Source organism: Micromonospora sp. AMSO1212t (genome assembly GCF_008868145.1).
GTDB lineage: Bacteria > Actinomycetota > Actinomycetes > Mycobacteriales > Micromonosporaceae > Micromonospora > Micromonospora tulbaghiae.
In genome coordinates this window covers 58,743-80,717 of the sequence record NZ_WBKS01000002.1, presented here as the reverse complement: position 1 = coordinate 80,717, position 21,975 = coordinate 58,743, and the positions used below count along the sequence as shown (strand labels likewise).

The 21,975-nt window shown below is 73.1% G+C and carries 22 protein-coding genes and 1 pseudogene; 10 read left to right on the top strand and 13 right to left on the bottom strand.

Annotated elements, in window-relative coordinates; genetic code table 11:
* Window positions 1–273: 273 nt before the first annotated feature.
* Entirely contained in the window at window positions 274–2,994 is a 2,721-nt protein-coding gene (locus F8279_RS00875; RefSeq protein ID WP_091416839.1) for a sugar-binding protein, read from the top strand.
* A gap of 94 nt (window positions 2,995–3,088) precedes the next feature.
* On the opposite strand, the gene F8279_RS00870 is transcribed toward F8279_RS00875, so the two are convergent.
* A complete protein-coding gene (locus tag F8279_RS00870) occupies window positions 3,089–3,667 on the bottom strand; it encodes a VanZ family protein (RefSeq protein WP_151498789.1) in 579 nt (192 codons plus the stop codon).
* A 590-nt stretch (window positions 3,668–4,257) separates the two neighbouring features.
* Between F8279_RS00870 and F8279_RS00865 the strand changes: the two genes are divergently transcribed.
* Window positions 4,258–4,554 (top strand): DUF1540 domain-containing protein, encoded by a 297-nt coding sequence (locus F8279_RS00865; RefSeq protein ID WP_091416833.1) that lies wholly within the window; start codon window positions 4,258–4,260, stop codon window positions 4,552–4,554.
* Window positions 4,555–4,705: 151 nt separating this feature from the next.
* Window positions 4,706–5,488: a DUF2470 domain-containing protein gene (locus F8279_RS00860; protein ID WP_151498788.1), complete on the top strand. Its 783-nt coding sequence runs from the start codon at window positions 4,706–4,708 to the stop codon at window positions 5,486–5,488.
* On the opposite strand, the gene F8279_RS00855 is transcribed toward F8279_RS00860, so the two are convergent.
* From F8279_RS00855 to F8279_RS30140, 4 genes are all read right to left on the bottom strand, one after another.
* On the bottom strand, window positions 5,485–6,708 hold the full coding sequence (locus tag F8279_RS00855; protein WP_151498787.1) for an MFS transporter: 1,224 nt from the start codon (window positions 6,706–6,708) through the stop codon (window positions 5,485–5,487). The genes F8279_RS00860 and F8279_RS00855 overlap by 4 nt on opposite strands.
* Entirely contained in the window at window positions 6,708–8,123 is a 1,416-nt protein-coding gene (locus F8279_RS00850) for an FAD-dependent oxidoreductase (RefSeq protein ID WP_091416822.1), read from the bottom strand. Before F8279_RS00850 ends, F8279_RS00855 begins: the two co-directional genes overlap by 1 nt.
* Window positions 8,124–8,220: 97 nt before the next feature.
* Window positions 8,221–8,550, bottom strand: coding sequence for a metalloregulator ArsR/SmtB family transcription factor (locus F8279_RS00845; protein ID WP_091416818.1), 330 nt, complete (start codon window positions 8,548–8,550; stop codon window positions 8,221–8,223).
* 84 nt (window positions 8,551–8,634) lie between these two features.
* Window positions 8,635–8,796, bottom strand: coding sequence for a hypothetical protein (locus F8279_RS30140; RefSeq protein ID WP_175438665.1), 162 nt, complete (start codon window positions 8,794–8,796; stop codon window positions 8,635–8,637).
* 77 nt (window positions 8,797–8,873) lie between these two features.
* Here F8279_RS30140 and F8279_RS00840 point away from each other — a divergent pair, with 77 nt between their 5' ends.
* The 5 genes and pseudogenes from F8279_RS00840 (at window position 8,874) to F8279_RS00820 (ending at window position 12,088) form a co-directional block, all read left to right on the top strand.
* The gene (locus F8279_RS00840; RefSeq protein ID WP_151498786.1) at window positions 8,874–9,257 is read left to right on the top strand and encodes a metalloregulator ArsR/SmtB family transcription factor; all 384 of its coding nucleotides are present in this window, start codon (window positions 8,874–8,876) and stop codon (window positions 9,255–9,257) included.
* Between the two features lie 79 nt (window positions 9,258–9,336).
* Window positions 9,337–10,062 carry a helix-turn-helix domain-containing protein gene (locus F8279_RS00835; RefSeq protein WP_151498785.1) on the top strand — a complete coding sequence of 242 codons (726 nt, stop codon included), beginning with the start codon at window positions 9,337–9,339 and terminating at the stop codon, window positions 10,060–10,062.
* The gene (gene arsB / locus F8279_RS00830) at window positions 10,059–11,144 is read left to right on the top strand and encodes an ACR3 family arsenite efflux transporter (RefSeq protein WP_151498784.1); all 1,086 of its coding nucleotides are present in this window, start codon (window positions 10,059–10,061) and stop codon (window positions 11,142–11,144) included. The genes F8279_RS00835 and arsB overlap by 4 nt, the downstream gene beginning before the upstream one ends.
* Window positions 11,145–11,202: 58 nt before the next feature.
* On the top strand, window positions 11,203–11,610 hold the full coding sequence (locus F8279_RS00825; protein WP_151498783.1) for an arsenate reductase ArsC: 408 nt from the start codon (window positions 11,203–11,205) through the stop codon (window positions 11,608–11,610).
* Window positions 11,611–11,711: 101 nt separating this feature from the next.
* A pseudogene (locus F8279_RS00820) lies at window positions 11,712–12,088 on the top strand (ArsR/SmtB family transcription factor).
* Window positions 12,089–12,149: 61 nt separating this feature from the next.
* On the opposite strand, the gene F8279_RS00815 reads toward F8279_RS00820, so the two are convergent.
* Window positions 12,150–13,457 carry an FAD-binding oxidoreductase gene (locus F8279_RS00815; protein ID WP_151498782.1) on the bottom strand — a complete coding sequence of 436 codons (1,308 nt, stop codon included), beginning with the start codon at window positions 13,455–13,457 and terminating at the stop codon, window positions 12,150–12,152.
* A gap of 46 nt (window positions 13,458–13,503) precedes the next feature.
* Here F8279_RS00815 and F8279_RS00810 point away from each other — a divergent pair, with 46 nt between their 5' ends.
* Together F8279_RS00810 and F8279_RS00805 are read left to right on the top strand one after the other, a co-directional pair.
* On the top strand, window positions 13,504–14,946 hold the full coding sequence (locus F8279_RS00810; protein WP_151498781.1) for a PLP-dependent aminotransferase family protein: 1,443 nt from the start codon (window positions 13,504–13,506) through the stop codon (window positions 14,944–14,946).
* Window positions 14,947–15,173: 227 nt separating this feature from the next.
* A complete protein-coding gene (locus F8279_RS00805; RefSeq protein WP_225853067.1) occupies window positions 15,174–17,414 on the top strand; it encodes an MMPL family transporter in 2,241 nt (746 codons plus the stop codon).
* A 56-nt stretch (window positions 17,415–17,470) separates the two neighbouring features.
* Here the strand turns inward: F8279_RS00805 and F8279_RS00800 are convergent, their stop codons facing one another.
* The 7 genes from F8279_RS00800 to F8279_RS00770 all read right to left on the bottom strand — a co-directional run bounded on the left by F8279_RS00800 (window position 17,471) and on the right by F8279_RS00770 (window position 21,952).
* The gene (locus F8279_RS00800) at window positions 17,471–18,775 is read right to left on the bottom strand and encodes a methylaspartate mutase (RefSeq protein ID WP_091416784.1); all 1,305 of its coding nucleotides are present in this window, start codon (window positions 18,773–18,775) and stop codon (window positions 17,471–17,473) included.
* Complete coding sequence (locus F8279_RS00795; RefSeq protein WP_225853066.1) at window positions 18,772–19,239, bottom strand: cobalamin B12-binding domain-containing protein; 468 nt, start codon at window positions 19,237–19,239, stop codon at window positions 18,772–18,774. The genes F8279_RS00800 and F8279_RS00795 overlap by 4 nt, the downstream gene beginning before the upstream one ends.
* Window positions 19,236–19,859: a DsbA family protein gene (locus F8279_RS00790; RefSeq protein ID WP_151498779.1), complete on the bottom strand. Its 624-nt coding sequence runs from the start codon at window positions 19,857–19,859 to the stop codon at window positions 19,236–19,238. The genes F8279_RS00795 and F8279_RS00790 overlap by 4 nt, the downstream gene beginning before the upstream one ends.
* Before the next feature lie 21 nt (window positions 19,860–19,880).
* The gene (locus F8279_RS00785) at window positions 19,881–20,696 is read right to left on the bottom strand and encodes an alpha/beta fold hydrolase (RefSeq protein ID WP_175438664.1); all 816 of its coding nucleotides are present in this window, start codon (window positions 20,694–20,696) and stop codon (window positions 19,881–19,883) included.
* A gap of 76 nt (window positions 20,697–20,772) precedes the next feature.
* On the bottom strand, window positions 20,773–21,030 hold the full coding sequence (locus F8279_RS00780) for an acyl carrier protein (protein ID WP_225853065.1): 258 nt from the start codon (window positions 21,028–21,030) through the stop codon (window positions 20,773–20,775).
* A 27-nt stretch (window positions 21,031–21,057) separates the two neighbouring features.
* Window positions 21,058–21,540, bottom strand: coding sequence for a 3-hydroxyacyl-ACP dehydratase FabZ family protein (locus tag F8279_RS00775; RefSeq protein WP_151498778.1), 483 nt, complete (start codon window positions 21,538–21,540; stop codon window positions 21,058–21,060).
* The gene (locus F8279_RS00770) at window positions 21,533–21,952 is read right to left on the bottom strand and encodes a 3-hydroxyacyl-ACP dehydratase FabZ family protein (RefSeq protein WP_091416770.1); all 420 of its coding nucleotides are present in this window, start codon (window positions 21,950–21,952) and stop codon (window positions 21,533–21,535) included. The genes F8279_RS00775 and F8279_RS00770 overlap by 8 nt, the downstream gene beginning before the upstream one ends.
* Between the last annotated feature and the right edge of the window lie 23 nt (window positions 21,953–21,975).

Below are 21,975 nucleotides of genomic sequence, written 5' to 3'. Positions count from 1 at the left end.
CCGGAGCTATTGACGACGGCTTCGCAAGATCCCTAGGTTACGGCCCGAAGGCCTTCCGGTGGACCGACGTCGCCACCGTGCGTACCGCTCACGCCGTGACGGTTCGCGAGCACCACCATCCCGTTGTCGAGCACCACGACCCCGAGGACCCCCCGGTCCTCAGTGGACAGCTGTCTGCATCACGGCCCGGCACGAGCCGCGTGTCAGCCGGCCCGTGCCGGGCCGACCATCCCCAGCCGCAGCACTCTCGCTTCGAGACGAAGAGGTATGCCCATGAGATGGCGCACCAGCGCAGCGATCGCCATGTGCGGTCTGCTGTCGTTGGGCCTGGCCACTCCGGCCCAGGCCAACCCCCAGCAAGCAGCACCGAAGCCCCAGGCCAAGAAGTCCGACAAGCCGGTCGACCTGGACATCATGTTCATCGGCGCCCACCCGGACGACGAGGCCGGCCAGCTCGGCATGCTCGGATACTGGAACGAGTATCACGGCATGAAGGCCGGCGTCATCACCACCACCCGCGGTGAGGGCGGTGGCAACGCCACCGGTCTCGAGGAGGGCCCGGAGCTCGGCATCCTGCGGGAGGCCGAGGAGCGCAAGGCCGTCGGCTGGGCCGGCGTCGAGCACATCTACAACCTGGACGCGCTGGACTTCTGGTACACCGCCAGCGCTCCCCTGACCGAGGAGGTCTGGGGCCACCAGGAGACGCTGTCCCGGATCGTGCGGGTCCTGCGGACCACCAAGCCCGAGGTCATCCTCACGATGAACCCCTCGGCGACCCAGGGCAACCACGGCAACCACCAGAAGGCGGCCATGCTGGCCGTGGAGGCCTTCTACGCGGCGGCCGACCCGAAGGCGTTCCCGGAGCAGATCAAGAAGGAAGGGCTCAAGCCCTGGCGGGTCTCCCGCATCTTCCAGACCGGTGGCAGCGGCACCACCGGCACCAACGGCCCCGCCTGCGAGACCACGTTCACGCCGGCCGAGGCCAGCAACGTCATCTTCGGCACCTGGCAGGGGTACGAGTCGGCGCGGCACGACGGCAACCGGTGGAACACGGTCCAGACCTGGGCCCGCCGGGAGTACGTGTCGCAGGGCTGGGGCAACAGCTCCTTCCCGACGACCAACCCGGACGCCATCGGCTGCAACCGGCTGACGCTGATCGACACCCGCACGCCGTACCCGGACCCGAACGTGGGCGCCGGCACCGGTGCGCTGCAGGGTGCCACCCTGCGTGCTCCGGGCGGCCTGCCGCTCGGCACCGAGATCCACGTGCGTCCGCGCAACTGGGAGGCCGTCGGCGGCCAGCCCATCAAGGTGGACACCGTCCTCTACGCCGAGAAGGCCGTACCGGGGGCCAAGGTCACCCTGAACGTCCCGGCCGGCTGGAGCGTCAGCGGCAACGGCAACGTCGGCACGCTGACCCCGGGCAAGGAGGTCGTGAAGACCTTCACCGTCACGCCGCCCGCGCAGGTCGAGGTGGGCACCCGCTTCAAGCTCGACGCCACGCTCACCAGCAAGAAGGACGGCAGCGGCACCAGCAGCGCCCGGGTTCAGGGCACCGCTCCGGTGCGCGGCACCCTGGAGCCGCTGGAGGAGATCGCCGACTTCCGCGCCTGGACCGTGCGCAACAAGACCCAGCAGCTCGACGCGCTCATCGAGTCCCTGCTGAACATCCCCAGCGGCGGCACCCGTAGCGTCAAGGTCAACCTGACCAACCACGGCACCCGGGTCGAGTCCGGCGCGGTCAAGCTGAACGTCCCCGCCGGCTTCTCGGTGGCCGAGCAGCAGGTGCCGTACAGCGGCCTCCGGCCGGGCGCCAGCACCTCGGTGACGTTCACCGTCACCAACACCGACACGTCGCTGCCGACGGCCAACCGGGCCCCGGACAACGGCGCCTACCGGGTGCAGATCGAGACCAGCTACACCGGTGGCAGCGCGAGCGAGCCGGGTGCGTTCAACCTGGTGCCGACCACCACGATCCCGAAGGCCGCCACCGCGCCGACGGTGGACGGCCACGGTCACGACCACGAGTACACCGGCGAGGTCATCGACATCTCGACCCGCTGGGAGGGCACCGCCGCCCCGGCGTCGGACATCTCCGGCACCGCCCAGCTCACCCACACCGACGACGCCCTGTACGCCATCTTCAACATCACCGACGACGTGCTCGGCACCGTCCTGCCGCCGGAGGACTGCAAGCGTCCGCGGCGTAACGACAACATCGAGTTCGGCATCGACCCGCGCGGCAACTCGGCGAACACCTCCACGGTGTTCAACATGGCGCTCTTCCCGGCCACGAACGACCCGGCCAACGGGAACCCGCCGTGCTTCGCCCGGGAGCGGGACAACCACCAGGGCGGCCCGGAGACCGCGCCGGGTGTGGAGATCGCCTCCGTGGTGACCAGCAACCCGTACACGGGTTACCGGATCGAGGTCAAGATTCCGTTCAGCGTGCTGCCGGACACCATCGACCCGAGCCGGATGGGCCTGAACATCCTGGTCAACGACTCGGACACGCAGGACCTCAGCTCGCAGACCCGGGTCGGCTGGTCGACCTGGAGCGGCGTGCGGGCCGACCCGTGGCGCTGGGGCAACGCGCTCCTGCCGGACCTCCCGGCGAAGCCGTCGGCGCCGAAGGCTCCGATCATGCCCGACACCGCGGCGCTGAGCGTGGAGTCGCCGCAGACCCTGCTGCAGTCCGTCTCGGACGGGGTCGCACCGGGTGGTTACGCCAAGCTGGCGGACAACACCGTGAAGATCAAGAAGGTCACCCGCAGCGCGAGCAAGGTGTCCGTGCAGCTGCAGGTGAAGAAGGCCGGCACCGCCCGGGCCTTCCTCTGGGACGGCACCCGGGTCGTGGCGGAGGCCGAGGCCGAGCTGCGCAAGGACGGCACCCTCGTCCTGCCGCTGAGCGGGTCGCTTCCGGCCGGCACCTCGCTGCTCGTCTCGTACGAGCACGGCGGCGCCACCACCGCTCTGGCGAAGAAGATCTGCTGAGCGGAGACTGATCGCGTCGACCTGACGCACGCGATGGGCCGGGCCGGCAGGCCCGGCCCATCGTGCCGTCCGCGCAACCCGGGCCGCGCCCCGCTCAGCGAACCGGCGCCGGACCGGTGGCGGCCGGTGACACCTCGGCCGGCTCGCGCCACCAGCGGCGCGACGCCAGCGCGGCCAGCCCGGCGCCGGCGGTGTTGAGCAGGACGTCGTCCACGGAGGACACCCGGTCCAGCCGCAGGACGTACTGCGCGATCTCGACCACGGCCGAGCAGCCGGCCGCGAGCGCCAGGATCCGCGGCACCGACGCCAGCGCCGCGAACCGCAGCGGGGCGAAGAACCCGAGCGCTGCGAACACCAGCAGGTTGCCGACGATCTGGACCGTCACCGTCAGCGGCCCGCTCGCGAGGACGGTGAGCAGGTCCCGCAGCGGCACCAGGCTCACCCGGCCGGGGACCACGCCGGCGCCGTCCCCCGGCAGCATGATCATCCAGACCCACGGCACGGTCCCGTAGACGATGCCCACCTCGGCCAGCGACCTCCGCCACGCCGGCCGCGTGCCGCCGCGCCTGCCGGCCAGGAGCCACACCACGAGCGCGGCCGCCGGCAACGCGGCCACCGTGAGCAGCACGAGCCCGTTGATCGTGCCGAACCAGCCGTGCCATCCCTCGATCACGCCGCCTCCGCCCGGATACGCCGGGCCCGCACCGGGCCCACGGTCCGCTCAGGGTGCCACGGCCGCGCCGACCGGTGACACCGGCCCGGATGCCGTCGCGTACGCGGCGCCCGCGCCCACCGTCTCCGGATTCGCATTCCGCCGCCGGGCCGGTCGCGAATCCCCGTCGATCGCCGATTTCCCGGCCGGCATTTAGGCGCGGGCCGCAATGGTGCCGGCCGTTTCGCGACACACGGTCGTCACGCGCTCACCCATTCCACCGCGACCGCCGGGTATCCGGCCGGTGGGCAGCAAGCATAACCGCAGATGAGCCGCGGTCCGGCCGGTGGAAATCACGCATCCACTTTCGCGCCGGCAGCGGGTAAAGAAAGACTCACCTAACCAAGGCAAGCCTTATCTTCGTCGTTCGGGATTCCGCGCGGAAACAGCGACTAACGGCCGCGAAACCCGCATTCCGTTGTTAAGGTGAGCATGATCCGCACTGGCGGCCGACGGGTTTGAGGACCGGCCGCACGGCAAATACCAGATGGCATTCGAGCACCACGAGGCCGGCCGTTCGCGTCCGCCGGCCCGCATGACTTGGAGGCACCATGAAGACCCTGTTGCAGTCTCCGCCGGTACGTGAATGCGCCGCCACCGCGTGCAGCTTCAACGACAGCGGCTGTCACGCCCCCGCGATCACCGTGGCGGCGACCGCCGACGCGGCCTCCTGCGCGACCTTCGTCGAGTCGTCGCTCAGCGGCGGGATGAAGGAGGTCACCGGCGCGGTGGGCGCGTGCGCGCGGGCCGAGTGCGTGTACAACACCAACCTCGCCTGCACCGCCGAGTCGATCACGGTCGGTCCGGGCGCCACGGTCAGCGACTGCCTCACCTACCAGCCCGCCTGACAAACCGGACAGCACGCCCGCACGGGTCACGACGGTCACCGTCGTGACCCGTGCCGCGTCTTCGGCACTCGACCCGCCGTTGCACAGGTAAGCCTTACCTACTACCGTCTGACCTGGGCCGACTTCACCCTTCCCGGCCGAGGAGACAGACATGGTGTTGCACCCCGCGGGGCGTCCGGCCCCGGCGGCCGGTGTCGTCCCGGTCGCCGCAGGGCCGTCGGCGGGCGGTACGGGCACCCCCACGCCCCGCGACGCCGTCGCCGCCCGGTGCGTACTGACCGCCGCCTCCTCACTGCGGCTAACGCTCGGCGACACCACCGCCGACCTCCTCTCCGCCCACGCCGTCCTTCCTGACGGCACGGTCGTCCTCGCTGTCGACGCGATGAGCCGCACCGGCGGCCTGCTGGTCGCCGCGCGCGGCCACACCGGTGCGGTACGCCTCGACGTGACCCACCTCGCCCCGGTCGCCGTGCGCTCCCGGGTACGCGCCCGGCTGCGGATCCTCGGCACCGCCCGCCGGTTCGACCCGGCCGCCCTCGACTCCTGCGATCCGGCCACCGTGATGTCGCTGCTCGACCTGCCCCCGGTGGCGCTGTGGGCGATCGCGCCGGACGAGGTCGTCCTCGACCGGACCGCCGATCCCGTCTCGGTGGACCTCGGCGCGTACCGCGCGGCCCGGCCGGATCCGATCGCCGTCGACGAGGCCGCCCACCTCGCGCACCTGACGCGCTGCCACCGCGACGTCCTCGACCGGCTCGGCACGCTCGTCGACCCCGCCGCTTCGGCGCGCGTCGTCCCGGTCGCGCTGGACGCCGAGGGCATCGTGCTGCGCGCGCAGCGGCCGGACGGCCACACCGACACCCGGCTGCCCTTCGCCCGCCCGGTCACCGCCGGCGCCGGCCTGGCCGAGGCGCTGCGGACGCTGCTCGCCTAGGGCCTGCCGCTCCCGACGGAGCGCATCGCGGCGGCGGCGAGAAGGCAGGCCGTGGTGACCGCGGCGAGCAGGAGGTGGTAGCCGCCGTACGCCAGAAGCACGGCGGCAAGAAGGGGTGCGGCGGCTTTGGCGGTGGTGACGGGGGCGGTGAGTCGCCCGGCGATGGTGGCGTAGGCGGCGGTTCCGTAGCGGTCGGCGAGGATCGCGGGGGTGGCGAGGCTGGCGATGCCGAAGCCGAGGCCGAATCCTGTGACGGTGACGACGGCGCCCACCCGGCTTCCCGCGGTGAACGGCATGGCGAGGACCGCGGCGGCCTGGACGGCGAAGACCGTGGCGACGACGGCGGTGATCGGGAGGCGGCGACGGGCGCCGGTGAGGACGAGTCGTCCGGCGACCGACAGGACGCCGAGGAGACCGGCGACGGCGGCGGCGAAGGTCGCGGGGTGGCCGCGGCTGGTCAGGTAGCCGACGAGGTGGACGCCGATGGTGCCGGTCGCGGCGCCGTGGGCGACGAGGGCTGCGGCGAGGATCCAGAACCGCCTGTCGCGCATCGCGGCGCGGGCCGCCGCTTGTCGCGGGACGACAGGTGACGCCGCGAGGGTGGCGGGGGCGAGGTGCGGCGGTGTGCGGACGGCGAGGGCGTGCAGGGGGATGGTCACCGTGCCGTGGACGGCGGCAAGAACGAGGAGCGCGCCGCGCCAGCCGAGGTGGGCGGCCAGTACGCCGGTGAGCGGCATGAAGATGGTGCTGGCGAACCCCGCCACGACGGTGATCGCGAGCAGCGCGGCGGGGCGTCTGTCGGGGGCGAACCAGGAGATGACGACGGCGAAAGCGGGTTCGTAGAGGACCATCGCACCGGCGATGCCGATGCCGACCATGACGACGTAGAGCTGCCCGACCGTTCGGACCTGGGACCAGGCGATCAGGAGGGCGGCGGCGGCGATCGAGCCGGCAGTCATGAGGGTTCGTCCGCCGTGCCGGTCGAGCCACCTGCCGACGGGGATGGCCATCAGCGCGCCGGCGAGGACGCTGGCGGTGAGCGCGCCGGTGACGGCGGTGGTGGAGGCGCCGAGGCCGGCGGCCATGGGGCCGAGGAGGACCGCGTAGGCGTAGTAGAGGGTGCCGTACCCGATAGTGCTGGTGACGGCGAGGGCCGCGACGACGCGCCACCCGTGACGCCCGCCGGCCGTGAGGCCGGCGGGCGCCGTCGTGGTGGTCATCAGCTGGTGCAGCAGCCGCCGGTCTGGCCTCCCGCCGGGGTGTCGAGGCTGACCAGGTTGAGCGGTGCGGAGAGCAGGCCCCCGGAGATTCCGGTCGTCAGCCCCTGTGCGGCCGGCTGGGCGGCCGGGTCGGGGCCGCAGCAGCCGTCGGTGCCGGTGGAGTCGGCGGGGTTGCTGTTGCAGACGCCGGTTTCGGGCAGGTCGAGCTGGACGTCGCGGGCGGCGTCCCAGTCGCCGGCAAGAGCGGCGACGACGGAGCGGACCTGCTCGTAGCCGGTGGCCATGAGGAACGTCGGCGCGCGGCCGTAGCTCTTCATGCCGACGGCGTAGTAGCCGACCTCCGGATGTGCGAGTTCGGCGGCGCCGTGCGGGGGAACGGTGCCGCAGGAGTGCTCGTTCGGGTCGATCAGCGGGGCGAGGGCGCGGGTGGCGCCCATGACCGGGTCGAGGTCCAGGCGCAGCTCGGCCGCGATCGAGTGGTCGGGGCGGAATCCGGTGGCGGCGACGATCCGGTCGACGACCATCTGCTCATCGCTACCGTCGGCGTGACGCACGACCACGGCGACCCGGCCCTCGGCCGGGGTGAGGGCGTGCACGGAGAAGCCGGTGAGCAGCCGGATGCGGCCGGCGTCGACGTGGTCGCGCAGCCGGGCGCCGAGCGCGCCGCGGGCGGGCAGGGCGTCGGCGTCTCCGCCGCCGTAGGTGCGGGCCGGGCTGGCCGAGCGGATCGCCCAGATCACCTCGGTGCCGGGCTCGGCGGTGGCCAGCTCGGCCAGTGAGAGCAGGGTGTTCGCGGCGGAGTGGCCGGCGCCGACGACGAGGGTGCGCCGGCCGGCGAAGCGACGCCGGTCGGCGCCGAGCACGTCGGGCAGTGCGTGTTCGAGGAACGCCGCCGCGTCCTTCTCGCCCCGGGCGGGCAGGCCGGAGGCGCCGAGGACGTTGGGGGTGCCCCAGGTGCCGGAGGCGTCGATGACGGCGCGGGCCAGCAGTTCGTCGCCGTCGGCGAGGCGAATCAGGAACGGCGTCTGTCCGCGGCCGGCGGTGCGCAGCCGGTCCAGGCCGAGCCGGCTGATCGCCTCCACCCGCGCGCCGTAGCGCAGGTGGGGCTTGAGCTGCGGCAGGTCCGCGAGGGGCTGGAGGTAGTCGGTGACCAGCTCGGCGCCGGTGGGCAGGGCGTCCTCGGCCGGGGCGATCCAGCCGGTGTCGTCGAGTAGCCGGCGGGCGGCCGGGTCGGCGTTGTACCGCCACGGGGAGAACACCCGCACGTGCCCCCACTGCCGCACCGCCGCGCCGGCGGTGTCGCCGGCCTCCAGGACGAGGAAGGGCAGGTCACGCTCGCGCAGGTGGGCGGCGGCGGCCAGACCCACCGGGCCCGCGCCGATCACCACGACGGGCAACTCGTCCAGGACACTCATCGGGAACTCCTCTGTATTGAGAATTGTCGAATCAAGGAGGTGCGGTGGTGCCGCGCGGACGGCACGGACCGGGATCAGGTGACGGCGCGGCCGGCCGTCAGCAGGCTCCGACCGGATCGGGAGCCGGGCGGCCCATGACGACGTCGGCGGCGGACGGGAAGCATCCGACACAGGCGTCGTTGATGCGGTAGTGGCGTGCGGTGCCGACCGGCTCGACGAGCACGAACCGCACCTCGGTGAGGATCTTCAGGTGCTGGGAGACGGTGGACTGGGCGAGCCCGACGGCGGCGACGATCTCCCCCACGCTCATCGGCCGGGCGTGGCGGGCCAGGTACTCCACGAGCTGCACCCGCGTCGGGTCCGCGAGTGCCCGGAACCACGAGGCGTAGGTCTGCGCGGTGCCGCGGTCGAGGAGGTCGCCCACCATCACTCCCTCTATCGTCCATCGCCGATTAACGATCGGAGCGTAGCAGGAGCGGGAACGGGTGCCCCGCAGGGCGGTGGCCCCTTCTCAGCGGGGAGCGGTCAGCGCGTAGGCGGCGGTGCGGGCGCGGTCGTGGAGGCGGTCGATCCGCTGCGCGGGAGTGGACACCCGGGCACAGGAGTCGCAGAACCGGACTCCCGCCAGGACTGACGGCCGACGACGCGGGAAGCCGAACATGGCGAGCCTCATTTCCTCGGGGCACCCTGTCTAGATGCCTGTCTAAACAGAGATTTGCACGCTGATTAGATAGATGTCAACCTAGAGGCATGCCGAAGCACCAGGCGCCGATCCCACTCGTCGACCTCAACGCCGACGCGCCGTGCTGCCCCCCGCTGGCGCAGCGCCGGGTCCCGGCCGAGACGGCCGCGGTGCTGGCACCCGCGTTCAAGGCCCTCGGCGATCCGGTACGGCTGCAGCTGATGTCGATGATCGCCTCCGCCGACGGCGGCGAGGCCTGCGTGTGCGACCTGACGCCGGCGTTCGACCTGACCGGGCCGACGATCTCCCACCACCTCAAGACCCTGCGCGAGGCGGGCCTGGTGGACGCCGAGCGGCGCGGCACCTGGGTCTACTACCGGGCGCGGCCCCAGATCCTGCGCCAGCTCGCCGGCCTGCTGTCGATCGAGCCGACCGCCGCGACGCAGCGGTAGACCGCCGCGCGGCGCCCTGCGCTTCGATCCGCTCGATGCCGGCTTGACGCTCCCGGATTACTCAGCAATGATTGAGTCAATGGACATTGAGCATTATTCCCTGGTCGAGCGTGCGCGGATCCACGCCGCGCTGGGCGATCCGGCCCGCCTGGCCATCGTGGACGCGCTCACCCTGGGCGACGCCTCCCCCGGGGAGATCGCCCACGCCCTGGACATGCCGACGAACCTGGTCGCCCACCACGTCAAGGTCCTCACCGACGCCGGCCTCGTCGTCCGGGGCCGGTCGGAGGGCGACCGGCGGCGCACCTACCTGCGACTCCGACCGGCCGCCCTCTCCGCTCTCGCGCCGCCGCCGCTGGCGGCTGCGCATCGGGTCGTCTTCGTCTGCACCCACAACTCCGCCCGCTCGCAACTGGCCGCGGCGCTGTGGAAGCGACGCACCAACGGCGACGCCGCGTCCGCCGGCACCAGGCCGGCGCCCCGGGTCCATCCACGCGCGGTCGCCGTGGCCCACCGCCACGCCCTCGACCTCGACCCGGCCGGCACCGCACACGTCGACGACATCGTCCGGGACGACGACCTGGTCATCGCGGTCTGCGACAACGCCCACGAGGAGCTCACCGGGCCGGTCCGCCCCCGCCTGCACTGGTCCGTGCCGGACCCGGCCCGCGTCGACACCGACGAAGCGTTCGAGGCGGCCTACGCCGACCTCGCCGACCGCGTCGACCGCGTCGCCCCGCACACCGCGGCGACCTCACCCGACGCGCACGCGCCGGCGCCGACGACCCACGGGAGACGCCCATGAGCACCGCCACCAGAGCCGACCACGCCCCACCGGTGGTGGCCCGCCTGTCGCGCCTCGACCGGTTCCTGCCGGTCTGGATCGGCCTGGCCATGGTCGCCGGCCTGCTGCTCGGCCGGATCGTTCCCGGACTGGACGACGCTCTCGACGCCCTCGAGGTCGGTGGCATCTCCCTGCCCATCGCTCTCGGCCTGCTGATCATGATGTATCCGGTACTGGCCAAGGTCCGCTACGACCGCCTCGACACGGTCACCGGTGACCGGCGTCTCCTGGTCTCGTCGCTGATCCTCAACTGGATCGTCGGTCCCGCCGTCATGTTCGCCCTGGCCTGGGTGTTCCTGGCCGACCAGCCGGAGTACCGCACCGGTCTGATCATCGTCGGTCTGGCCCGCTGCATCGCGATGGTCATCATCTGGAACGACCTGGCCTGCGGCGACCGGGAGGCAGCGGCGGTCCTCGTCGCCGTCAACTCGGTGTTCCAGGTCCTCGCCTTCGGCCTGCTCGGCTGGTTCTACCTGTCGGTACTGCCCGGCTGGCTGGGTCTGGACGGCGCCGCGCTGGAGGTCTCCGGCTGGGACATCGCCGGCAACGTGCTCGTCTTCCTCGGCATCCCACTGCTCGCCGGCTACCTCTCCCGCCGCCTCGGCGAACGCGCCAAGGGCCGCGACTGGTACGAGCAGCGATTCCTGCCCAGGATCGGACCCGTCGCCCTGTACGGACTGCTGTTCACCATCGTCGTCCTGTTCGCTCTGCAGGGCGAGGCCATCACCGGCCGACCGGTCGACGTGGCCCGCATCGCCCTGCCGCTGCTGGCCTACTTCGCCCTCATGTGGGCCGGCTCCTACCTGCTCGGCCGGGCCGTCGGCCTGAACTACGAACGCACCACCACCCTGGCGTTCACCGCGGCGGGCAACAACTTCGAACTGGCCATCGCGGTCGCGATCGGCACCTTCGGGATCGCCTCCGGCCAGGCCCTGGCCGGCGTCGTCGGCCCACTGATCGAGGTCCCGGTCCTCGTCGGCCTGGTCTACGTGTCGCTGTGGGCCCGCGCCCGCCTGTTCCCCGCGCCGGGAACCCGGCCATGAGACGCCTCGACTGCGCCGCGGCACGCCGCGCGGCGACCACCGGAAGCAGGGAGACCCGATGAGCGACAAGCCCAGCGTCCTGTTCGTCTGCGTGCACAACGCCGGCCGTTCCCAGATGGCCGCCGGGTGGCTGCGCCACCTCGCCGGCGACACCGTCGAGGTCCGCTCCGCCGGCAGCGCACCCGCCGGCGAGGTCAACCCTGCCGCCGTCGCGGCCATGCGGGAGGCCGGCATCGACATCACCGACCAGACCCCCAAGCTCCTGCGGTACGAGACGGCGGAGTCCTCGGACGTCATCGTCACCATGGGCTGCGGTGACGCCTGCCCCGTCTTCCCGGGCAAGCGGTACGAGGACTGGAAGCTCGAAGACCCCGCAGGCAAGGGTCTCGACGCGGTACGCCCCATCCGGGACGAGATCCGCACCCGGGTGGAACGGCTGCTCGCCGAACTGCGCCGCAGCGCCTGACATCCGCCCTGACTGTTCCGCGGCCGGACGGCGGTCGGCAGCTCCCGGCGTGCAACTGACGGTGATCCGCTCCTGGTCGCACGGGCCGGCGGCCGCCGTTGGTGCAACGATGCAAGCGTGGAACTGCGAAAACCTCCACCCCTGCCATCTCGCCGCTTGCCGGCGAGCCGATCAAGCGTGCCGATGCCGAACGGCTCACGGGAGTCCGAAGGCGTTCGCCGACCCGGCCCGGTTGCGCCTGCTCAGCCTGATCCAGTCCGCTCCGGAGGGCGAGGCGTCCGTCAGCGACCTCACCGCGCCGCTCGGTCTCTCCCAGCCGACCGTCAGCCATCACCTTCGGATCCTCACCGGGGCCGGCCTGCTCAAGCGTGAGAGGCGGGGTGTGTGGGCGTACTACCGCCTGGTGCCGTCCGCGATCTCGGCGATCGCCGAGTCGTTGACGCCGCCTCGTAAACGGCCGACGAAGAAGGTCCGCTGAGCGGGGGACTGCCGGGCTGCCGCGCGTGCCCGCCGGCCTGACCGGGCCGCGCCCCGGAACGTCAGCCGGCCACCGGGAAGTTGGATCGGACGAGCCCGTCCGGGTCGTGGCGGCGCTTGACCGCCCGGAGCCGGTCGAGGACGGCAGGGGTGAACGCGTCGGCCACCGTCTCGTCCCGGTTGAGGAACGTCACCGGCTTGCGCCCGCTGACCGGCAGGGCGCCGGCTAGGTCCCGCTGCCGCGCCGTGACGGCCGCCGGGTCGGTGGGGACGCCGAACAGATAGAGCGCGTACGGCTCGGTGAGCGGGCCGTGCGGGCTGTCCGAGGCCCGTGCGAGGGCACCGCCCAGGTGCCGGAGCTGCACGCTCAGCAACGGGGCGATCGGGTCGGCCAGCAACGCCTCGGCCGCGTCGTCATCGAGGCGGGTCAGCAGCTCGGCCCGGGAGACACCCGGGCTGGGGTCGGTGGGTTCGGCGGTGATGCCGCCGAGTTCGGTGACCGGCATGATCCGCCTGCTGTCGGAGACCGGCGGGGGCAACACGTCCAGCGGCGCGAGCAGGTCCCGCGCCCCGCTCTCCTCGCCGAGGTAGGTGACGTCGAGGGCCACCGTCGGATCGGCGCCGGGGAAGTGCAGCAGGTCCATCCACACGGTCAGCTCGTCGGGCGCGGTGGCGGTGATCCGCCGGAACGCACCCAGCACGTCCCGGGCGTGCGCCGCCGCCCACAGCATCCGCCCGCCGAACAGGCACGGCGCGGGATGCAGCGCGAGTTCGAGCGCGGTGACGATCGCGAAGTCACCGCCACCGCCGCGCAGCGCCCAGAACAGGTCGGGGTCGGTCTCGGCGGTGACGCGCCGGTGCCGCGCCTCGGCGTCCACGACGTCGAACGTCGTGACGGCGTCGGACACCCAGCCGTACGCGCGGCCGAACCAGCTCAACCCGCCGCCGAGCGCCACCCCGGTCACGCTGACCACCGGGGAACTGCCGGGCAGACCGGTGAGCCCGTACGGCGCCGCGGCGGCCTGGAGCCGGCCGGACGGCACACCCGCGCCGATCCGGGCCCGGCGGGTGTCCGGGTCGATCTCCACGGTGTCCAGCCGGCCCGTGCGCAGCACTATCGCCCCGTCGGCACGGCCGGTGGCGCCGTGCCCGTTGGGCTGCACGGCGATGCTCAGTCCGGCCGAGCGGGCGTACCGGACGAGCGCGACGACGTCGTTTGCGTCGGCGGCCTCGACCACCGCCGCCGGTGACTGCTCGACGGCCAGGTTCCAGGCCCGGCCGGCCACGTCGAACCCGGCGTCCCCCGGCAGCAGGACCCGGCCCCGGACGGCGGAGCGCAGCGGGTGCGGGGCGTTCGTGATCGTGTCCATGAACCCACCGTAGGGCCGGAAAAGGCCCGGACTAGGGTGCATTCGCATGGTGGATTCGTGGGCCAATCCGGCGCAGCGGCTCGGCAGTGACCTGCACCTGGAACTGTCCCGGGCCGGCGGCCGCCGGTCCGCACTCACCTCCGCCCTGCGGGAGGCCGTCCGGGACGGGCGACTGCCCGCCGGCGCCCTCCTGCCGCCGTACCGTTCCCTCGCCGCCGACCTCGGCCTGGCCCGCAACACAGTCGCCGCCGCGTACGCCGAACTGGTGGCCGAGGGATGGCTGGTCGCCCGCCAGGGCGCGGGTACGCGGGTGGCGCCGCGCACCGAGCCCGTCCGAGCCGCCCGCGTGCCGAGGCAGACGCCCACACGTCCGGCCCCGGCCGTGCACCAGCTGCGGCAGGGGCAACCGGACGCCGCCTCCTTCCCCCGCGCCGCCTGGCTGGCGTCCGCACGCCGCGCCCTGAACGCCGCGCCGAACGAGGCGTTCGGGCCAGGTGATCCGCAGGGCCGCCCGGAGCTGCGCCGGGCACTGGCCGGGTACCTTGCGCGGGCACGGGGTGTCCGCGCCACCCCGGAGCGGATCGTGGTGTGCTCCGGGTTCGCGCACGCGCTGCGCCTGCTCTTCGGCGGCCGGGTCCTGCGCGGCCCGCTGGCCGTGGAGTCCTACGGCCTCCCGTTCCACCGCGCGGTCCTGGCGGCGGCAGGCGTCCGTACCGTCGCGCTCACGATCGACGCGGACGGCGCCCGCACCGACGAGCTGACCCGCCTCGCCGGGGTACGGACGGCGCTGCTCACGCCCGCGCACCAGTTCCCCACCGGCGGGCCCCTGCATCCCCGGCGGCGTCTCGCGGCGGTGCGGTGGGCGGAGGCCCGCGACGCGCTGGTCCTGGAGGACGACTACGACGGCGAGTTCCGGTACGACCGGGAGCCCGTCGGTGCCGTCCAGGGCCTGGACCCGGAGCGGGTCGTCTACCTCGGCTCGGTGAGCAAGAGCCTCTCCCCCGCGCTGCGTCTGGGCTGGATGGTGCTGCCCGAGCGGCTCGTGGGCCCGGTGCTGGCCGCCAAGGGCGAACGGGAGGCGTGGGCGGGTGTGACGGACCAGCTCACGCTCGCCGACTTCCTCGACTCCGGCCGGTACGACAGGCACGTCCGCCGGATGCGGCAGCGTTATCGCGCGCGCCGCGACCGCCTCGTCGCCACGCTCGCCGCCCACGCCCCGCACGTCACCCCGACCGGTGTCGCCGCCGGACTGCACGCCGTGCTGCGCCTGCCGCCGGGAACCGAGCGCCAGGTGGTCGCGGCCGCGGCCCGGCAGTCGATCGCGCTCGACGGGCTGGCCGGCTTCCGCCACCCGGCCTCGACGATGCCCGCCCTCGACGGCCTCGTGGTCGGCTACGCCACCCCCTCCGAGTACGGATACGGGCCCGCGCTGGAGGCACTGTGCCGGATCCTGCCGGCGGCCGCGCTTGCGCGCACGCCGCCCGGCTGACGTACCGCCCGCCCTCGGCCGGTCGCCCCCGTCCTCGATCGGGTGGTGCGCCGCCGCCCAGGCACGAGGGCGGCATCGAGGCTGCTTCGAGGTCCCGCTGATTCAGTCGTGGTGAAGGCTCGACGACGAGCCGCGAACCGATCGACGGCCGCGCCGGCAGGCACGGCACCGTCCAGGATGGCGGAGGACCGACATTGACCACGGTAGGAGCCCGGCGGAAAAGAAGTGTGGCGGCGCGCCTGGGCGGGTGGAGCGCGCGTCACCGGTGGTGGGCGATCCTGATCTGGCTGTCCTTCGTGGTGCTCGCCACGGTGGTCGGCAACGCGGTGGGCACCACGCCGATGCAGAGCTACGAGGGCCAGAACGGTGACTCGCGCCGAGCCCAGCAGATCATCGACGAGGCGGGCTTTCCCGACGTGGCCCGCGAGATGGTGCTCGTACAGGCCCGTGACCGCGGCGTCACCGTGGACAGCCCGGAGTTCCGCCAGACGGTGCAGGAGATCCGCAGCGCCGTCGAGGCCACCGGTCAGGCCACGCGTGTGACAACCCCGTACGACGGGACGGCACCGGCCCCGCGCACCGCGGACGGCACGACCGCGCTGGTGCTGTTCGACATGACCGGGGCCGGTGACAGCGCCGACGAGCGGGTCCAGCCGGTCCTGGACGCGGTCGCGGACGTACAGGACCGTCACCCCGGGCTGCGGGTGGAGCAGGCGGGCGCCGCCAGCGCACAGCGGCTGGCCGGGGAGGCGGTCAACGACGACTTCCGGCGAGCGGAGGCCCTGTCACTGCCGATCACCGCGATCATCCTGCTGATCGCCTTCGGCACCCTGCTGCCCACGCTCATCCCGCTCGGCGTGTCCATGACGGCGTTCTTCGCCGCCACCGGCCTGCTGGCCCTGGCCAGCAAGGTGCTGCACGTCGCCGACACCACCACCAACCTGATGCTGCTGATCGGGCTGGCCGTGGGCGTCGACTACTCCCTGTTCTACGTCCGGCGGGAACGGGAGGAGCGAGCCCGCGGCCGGTCCAGGGAACACGCGCTGGAGATCGCCGCGGCCACCTCCGGCCGGGCCGTGCTCATCTCCGGCGTCACGGTGATCGTCGCGATGGCCGGCATGTTCCTCACCGATCACGGCGTGTTCATGGGCTTCGCCCAGGGAACGATCCTGGTCGTGCTCACGGCCATGGTGGCCTCGGTGACCGTGTTGCCCGCGACGCTCGCGGTGTTCGGCGACGCGGTTGACGCCCGGGTGATCCACGGCATCGTCCGGGTGGCGACCCGGGGACGGGTCACCTGGCCCCGCCGCCTCGGCGGCCGTGCCGGAGGCGGCCGGGCGTGGAACGCCGTCCTCACCGCGGTACTGCGCCGTCCATGGACCGCCACCCTCGTCACCGCCGGCGTGCTCGTGGCGCTGGCGGCGCCCGTCATCGGCATCCGGCTCGGCCAGCCCGGCATCGACGACCTCCAGGGCGACTATCCGATCGCGGCTACGTTCAAGGCGATCGACAGGGCCTTCCCGGGTGGCAACGAGCCGGCCACTGTCGCGGTCCGGGCGAATGACGTGTCCAGCCCGGAGATGCGGGACGCCATCGAGCGCCTCAAGGGGCAGGCCCTGTCCACCGGTGTGGCGCACGAACCCGTGAGCGTGCAGGTCAACCCGGCCGGAACAGTGGCCACGGTCCAGCTCAGCATCGGCTACGGCGACCAGGGCCGCGCGGCGGTGGCGGCCCTGCGGGAACGGATCATTCCCGAGACGGTGGGCGCGCAGCCCGGGGCGCGCGCGTACGTCACCGGCAACATGGCCGCCACCGTCGACTTCAACCGGCAGATGGCCCGCACCGCACCACTGGTGCTGGCGTTCGTGCTGGTGTTCGCGTTCCTCCTGCTGCTGGCCAGCTTCCGCTCGATCACCCTGGCGATCCAGGCGATCGTGCTGAACCTGCTCTCGGTGGCCGCCGCCTACGGGGTACTGGTGCTGGTGTTCCAGCACGGCCACGGCGCGGACCTGCTCGGTTTCACGCCGGGCCCCATCGTCAACTGGCTGCCGCTGTTCCTGTTCGTCATCCTGTTCGGGTTGTCCATGGACTACCAGGTCTTCATCCTCAGCCGGATCCGCGAGGCGTACGACAGCGGGATGACCACCGAGCAGGCGGTCAGCGCCGGGATCCGGTCCTCCGCCGGGGTCATCACCAGCGCGGCCCTGATCATGGTGGCGGTGTTCGCGGTGTTCGCGACCATGTCGCTGCTGAGCTTCAAGCAGATGGGCGTTGGGCTGGCGGTGGCCATCCTCATCGACGCCACAGTGGTGCGCGCGGTCCTGCTGCCGGCCACGATGAAGCTGCTCGGCGCCCGCGCCTGGTACCTGCCCAACTGGCTGTCCTGGTTGCCCACGCTTCCGCACGGTGAGGTCACCGAGGAGGCCGACGATCCGGCGGTGCGGCCCGATCCGGTGGCGGTGAGCTGATCAGCGCCACCGGGGCCGTCGTACCGGACACACGTCCGGTACGACGGCCCCGACCGTCAGCCCGCCAGCTCCCGGACGCCGTCGCGCCCGACCGCCGACGCCGCCTCCTCGTCGTAGCGGGCGGCCACGTGCGACAGCGCGGTGAGCAGCCGCTCACTTGTCATCTCCCCGCCGCCGCCGCGCCGGTCCACGCGTACCGGCATGCGGCCCGGCCGGGCCCAGACCAGCCGGCCCCGGTCGGTGAGATAGCCCCGGGCCTGGCCGGCGTTGTCCGGGTGCAGGCAGTACGGGATGTCGAGCACGCCCCGCTCGAAGGCCCGGCAGAGCGCGAGACCCACGTCCGGGTCGAGTTCCAGCACCGCTTCGACAAGCGTGCGCGCCTCGGCGTAGATGCCGGTGTCGGCGACGCTCGGCCGTGCCGGCGGCTCGGCCGCGGCCACCCGGGCGGCGTGCACGAGCGCCGCGACGTTCTCCTCGACGGTGGGGATGCGGTGCGCCTCGGCCGGGGTCTTGACGATCAACCGCGCCGCTCCACCTCGTACGGCGAGACGCGCGGCCGCCCCGAGCAGCCGCAGCGCACCCGGCCGCGTGCGCGGATACACCCCCATGTAGGTGTACAGCACCACATGGGTGTCCAGTCCGGGCAGCAGCTCGCCGGTCAGCCGGTGCAGCGCCGCCAGCGCCTCCTCGTCCTGTTCGGCGCACGTCTGCTGGGCGTAGCTGAGTGACAGGCTCCGCAGCCCGTGCTGCCGGAAGAACATGCCCTCGAGCACCGTCACGGCCACCAGCAGGCTGGGCGGGCAGAGTTGCCCGAGCAGACAGCCGCCGAAGCTCTCCAGGTGCGGCTCCACACCGGCGTCGCGCATCCGGGCGAAGCGGGCGCAGCAGCGCGCCCAGCTGCGCACCGCCTCGCGCAGCGGCACCCGGCTGTACGGCAGGCAGTAGGAGACCGGGCCGCCCTCGGTGGCGTCCACGCCGGTGCGCAACAGCGCGGCGAAGATGTCCTCGGGCAGCGCCGAGCCGTGCCGGACCTGCACCGGTACGCCGTGCCGGCGCGCACCGTCGAGCACCCGGCGGGTCACGTCCGGCGGGTGCGCCACGATCGGGTACCCGTTGAGCGGCGCGCCCTCGGCCAGGGCGCGTTCGGCCGCCTCGTGGTCACCCAGCCGGGTGTAGCTGTCGAGGGTCAGGGTGGCCACCGTCGTGGCCGGCGCCCGGGCCACAGCGTCCAGTCCGGCCCGCATCGTGGCGGGGTCGCCGAAGCCCATCCGGGGCTGCACGACGAGCGCGCCGCGGGCCCGCGCGGCGGCGACGGCCGCGGCGAACGGGCCCGGCGCCACGACCGCACCGGCCTCGTTCATCCGGGCCGCCCGGTGGTCGTCAGTTCGGCCCGACCGAGGTACTCCAGGAACCGGTCCCGGTCCGCGCCGTCGTGGAACACGGCGGTGTAGCCGGCCGCGAAGAGCTCGGCGACCTGCGCCGGGCCCAGCTTCCCGTCGACGCCGAGCTTGCCGCCGATGACCAGGGGCAGGCCGGCCAGCTCCGGGTCGGCACGCAGGACGGCGGCGAGCCGCTTGCCGTCGGTGCAGCCGTGCCCGTTGACGCTGGAGACGACCGCCAGGTCCGGCCGGTGGGTGCGGCACGCGGTGGCGAACAGCTCCGCCGGCACACAGGCACCGAGGTTGATCACCCGATGGCCGGCCTCCTCCAGCAGCAGCTGGAGGTAGACCAGGTTCCACGTGTGCGCGTCCGAGGAGACCGTGCCGAGCACGACGGTGCGGCCACCGCGCGCGGGAGGCCGCTCGACGACCGGCGACAGGGTCACCCACGTACCCCCGCGGCCAGCGCGGCGTCGAGGAACCCGTCGATCCGCTCCAGGCCCCAGAACCGGTGCCGCCCGACGACGAAGTACGGAACCGCGAAGATGTCGTCCTGGTAGGCGCCGGCCAGCGCCGCCACGGCCTCGGCCCGCGTCGCCGGATCGCAGGCCGCGGCGTTCGCCCCGGCCGGGTCGACGCCCGCCTCGATCGCCGCGGCGGCCACCACCGCCGGGTCGCTGATGTTCTCGCCGCGTTCCCAGCGGGCCGAGACCATCGCCTGATAGAACTGCCACCCGCGCTGGTGCTCCCGGGCGTAGAGCCAGGCCATGTGCGGGATGGACCAGTCGACGTCCACCTCCGTCGGCCACACCATCCGGTATCCGAACCGCTGGGCCAGCCGCTCGGCGCCGACCAGCAGGTAGGTGTGCTTGGCTCGGCTGACCGGCGTGTCCAGGAAGCTCGCGTCCGCCTCGGCCAGCGCGGTCCGCATGGTGTCGTCGGGCACCCAGTGCGGCACGAAGGTGACCACGTCCGGGGCATCCGGCCAGCGTTCGGTGAGCTGCCGCACGGCCAGCCAGCTACGCGGGCTGCGGAACGAGAAGTAGAGCCGGGGAGGCTTGCGCATGTCGGGTGTCGCTCCTCGTGATCAGACCAGGGTGGGTACGGGCAGCGTCGCGAGGAACCGCCGGACCTCGCCGGCGACCTCGGTCACCTGCTCCAGATGGCAGAAGTGACCGCCGTCGGGTCGGGTGTGGGCGGTGGCCGACGGCATGGCCCGTAGCAGCGCGTCGGCGCGGGGTCCGGCGAGGGCCGGGTCGAGCGCTCCGCTGACCACCAGCGTGGGCTCGCGGACCGCGCTCAGGTCGAGGTCGGCGGTGGTGACGAACTGGCGGAGCAGCGCCACGAAGCCCAGCGGGCCCACCCGGTCGAGTGCCTTGGCGACGACCGTGCCGACCAGGTCCGTCGGGAGTGTCCGCCCCCGCTCTCCCATCCGGCGGCGCACCCCCTCGCCGATCACGCCGCGGAACCGGGCCAGCTCGCGCTCGAAGAGCTGCCAGGTGACCGGGTCGTCGGAGGGCCGGAAGTACGGGGCGAGCAGGACCGCGCCGGCCACCGGTGGCCGGTCCGTCGCGGCGAGCAGTTCCAGCACCCCGTTCGCACCGAACGAGTGCCCGACGAGCACGGCGGGCGGCTGGGGCAGCAACTCCAGTGCGCGCCGTAGCAGCACGGACGGTCCGGTGCGGTGCACCCAGCCGTAGTCGGCACCGGCCCGCCAGGGCAGGTCCAGGGCGTAGGGAGTCCACCGCGAGCCGGCGGTCAGCTCGTTCGCGAACGGCCGCCAGGTCTGCCAGGAGTCCTCGAGGCCGTGCACGAACACGAGCGCGGGTCCGCCGCCCGCACCGCGGTGCACGGCGAGGCGTTCGCCGTCGTATTCGGTCTCGCCGACGGGGTACCAGGTCACGGCGCACCTCCGGGCGGCCGTCCGCCGCGGGGCCGACATGCGGCGGCGCCCGCGGCGGGACAGGGGTCGAGTCGGATCAGTCCTGCCAGCCGGCGTACTGCTTGACGACGTCGTGCACCGCCCGGAGGTTCTCCATCCGGGGCAGTTCGGTCTGCGGGATCTCGATCTTGTACATCTTCTCCAGACGCGCGAGGATCTCGATGGCGCGCAGCGAGTCCGCGTCGTGGTCGTCGACGAAGTGGCTGGTCTCGGTGATCTCCTCGGGCTCGACCTCGAGCACCTCGGCGACGACCTCGCGCAGCTCGTTCATCCGGTCACTCATGACCTGGGTCATCTGTCTTCCCTTCGTGTGTCGGTTGGCTCAGCCGGTCGGTCCGGCGGCCAGTTCGGATTCCGGCCGGGCGACCGCGAGCATCGAGCCGACGACGGCGATGCGCCGGTCACCGACCCAGGTCTCGCCGCGCATGACCGCGCTGTTCGGTTTCAGCGACTCCACCACCACCTCGTGGCGCATGACGTCGCCCGGGTACGCCGCGCCGGCGAACCGGAAGTCGCGGGCCGCGCCGAAGACCAGGGTGCCCCGGGGTTCGTCGCCGCCGGCCCGCGCGGAGAGCACCCAGAGCGCCGCCCCGGCCTGCCCGAGCGACTCCACGATCAGCGCCGGCGGGAACGCGTACGCGCTCGCCGGCAGGCCGTCGGTGAGGCCGGCGAAGCAGGGCTCGGTGCCGGTGACGGCCTTGACCGCGACGATGCGCCGGCCCGGCTCGACCTCCAGGACCCGGTCGATCTGCAGGATCGGGTGCCGGTGCGGCAGGATCGCGGTGAGCTCGGCGTACTCAAGCATCGGCCGGCTCCTGCGACAGGACCAGCAGCTCCAGGCTCACCTTCGCGGTGACCTCGCCGTCGTGGCGACGGCAGTCGGCGTCCACCCGCACCCGCTGCCCGCCGTCCGGGTCCTCCCGCAGACGGCACGCTGCCGTCAGGACGTCCCCCGGCAGCAGGGGCGCCCGGAACCGGACCGACCGCACCGCGGCCAGCTCGACCCGCACCCCCGGGCCCCGGCCGGCCTCGACGGCCCGCCGGGCCGCCTGGTGCACGGTCTCCACCGTGAACACGCCCGGGTAGATGGGGAAACCGGGGTAGTGACCCACCAGGTACGGGTCGTCGGCCACGATCCGCTTGACCGCGGTCACCCCGTCGGCGTGCACCTGCACCTCGTCGACCGCGTCCAGTGGCACGGCGAAACTGCGGCTCATGGCTCTCCTTCGCGATCCGCTAC

What these genes read in the sequence shown, in the direction of transcription:
- F8279_RS00875 (WP_091416839.1), top strand. Translation starts at nt 274, where the DNA reads ATGAGATGGCGCACCAGCGCAGCGATCGCCATGTGCGGTCTGCTGTCG.
- F8279_RS00865 (WP_091416833.1), top strand. Translation starts at nt 4,258, where the DNA reads ATGAAGACCCTGTTGCAGTCTCCGCCGGTACGTGAATGCGCCGCCACC.
- F8279_RS00860 (WP_151498788.1), top strand. Translation starts at nt 4,706, where the DNA reads ATGGTGTTGCACCCCGCGGGGCGTCCGGCCCCGGCGGCCGGTGTCGTC.
- F8279_RS00855 (WP_151498787.1), bottom strand. Translation starts at nt 6,708, where the DNA reads ATGACCACCACGACGGCGCCCGCCGGCCTCACGGCCGGCGGGCGTCAC.
- F8279_RS00850 (WP_091416822.1), bottom strand. Translation starts at nt 8,123, where the DNA reads ATGAGTGTCCTGGACGAGTTGCCCGTCGTGGTGATCGGCGCGGGCCCG.
- F8279_RS00845 (WP_091416818.1), bottom strand. Translation starts at nt 8,550, where the DNA reads ATGGTGGGCGACCTCCTCGACCGCGGCACCGCGCAGACCTACGCCTCG.
- F8279_RS30140 (WP_175438665.1), bottom strand. Translation starts at nt 8,796, where the DNA reads ATGAGGCTCGCCATGTTCGGCTTCCCGCGTCGTCGGCCGTCAGTCCTG.
- F8279_RS00840 (WP_151498786.1), top strand. Translation starts at nt 8,874, where the DNA reads ATGCCGAAGCACCAGGCGCCGATCCCACTCGTCGACCTCAACGCCGAC.
- F8279_RS00835 (WP_151498785.1), top strand. Translation starts at nt 9,337, where the DNA reads ATGGACATTGAGCATTATTCCCTGGTCGAGCGTGCGCGGATCCACGCC.
- arsB (WP_151498784.1), top strand. Translation starts at nt 10,059, where the DNA reads ATGAGCACCGCCACCAGAGCCGACCACGCCCCACCGGTGGTGGCCCGC.
- F8279_RS00825 (WP_151498783.1), top strand. Translation starts at nt 11,203, where the DNA reads ATGAGCGACAAGCCCAGCGTCCTGTTCGTCTGCGTGCACAACGCCGGC.
- F8279_RS00815 (WP_151498782.1), bottom strand. Translation starts at nt 13,457, where the DNA reads ATGGACACGATCACGAACGCCCCGCACCCGCTGCGCTCCGCCGTCCGG.
- F8279_RS00810 (WP_151498781.1), top strand. Translation starts at nt 13,504, where the DNA reads ATGGTGGATTCGTGGGCCAATCCGGCGCAGCGGCTCGGCAGTGACCTG.
- F8279_RS00800 (WP_091416784.1), bottom strand. Translation starts at nt 18,775, where the DNA reads ATGAACGAGGCCGGTGCGGTCGTGGCGCCGGGCCCGTTCGCCGCGGCC.
- F8279_RS00790 (WP_151498779.1), bottom strand. Translation starts at nt 19,859, where the DNA reads ATGCGCAAGCCTCCCCGGCTCTACTTCTCGTTCCGCAGCCCGCGTAGC.
- F8279_RS00780 (WP_225853065.1), bottom strand. Translation starts at nt 21,030, where the DNA reads ATGACCCAGGTCATGAGTGACCGGATGAACGAGCTGCGCGAGGTCGTC.
- F8279_RS00775 (WP_151498778.1), bottom strand. Translation starts at nt 21,540, where the DNA reads ATGCTTGAGTACGCCGAGCTCACCGCGATCCTGCCGCACCGGCACCCG.
- F8279_RS00770 (WP_091416770.1), bottom strand. Translation starts at nt 21,952, where the DNA reads ATGAGCCGCAGTTTCGCCGTGCCACTGGACGCGGTCGACGAGGTGCAG.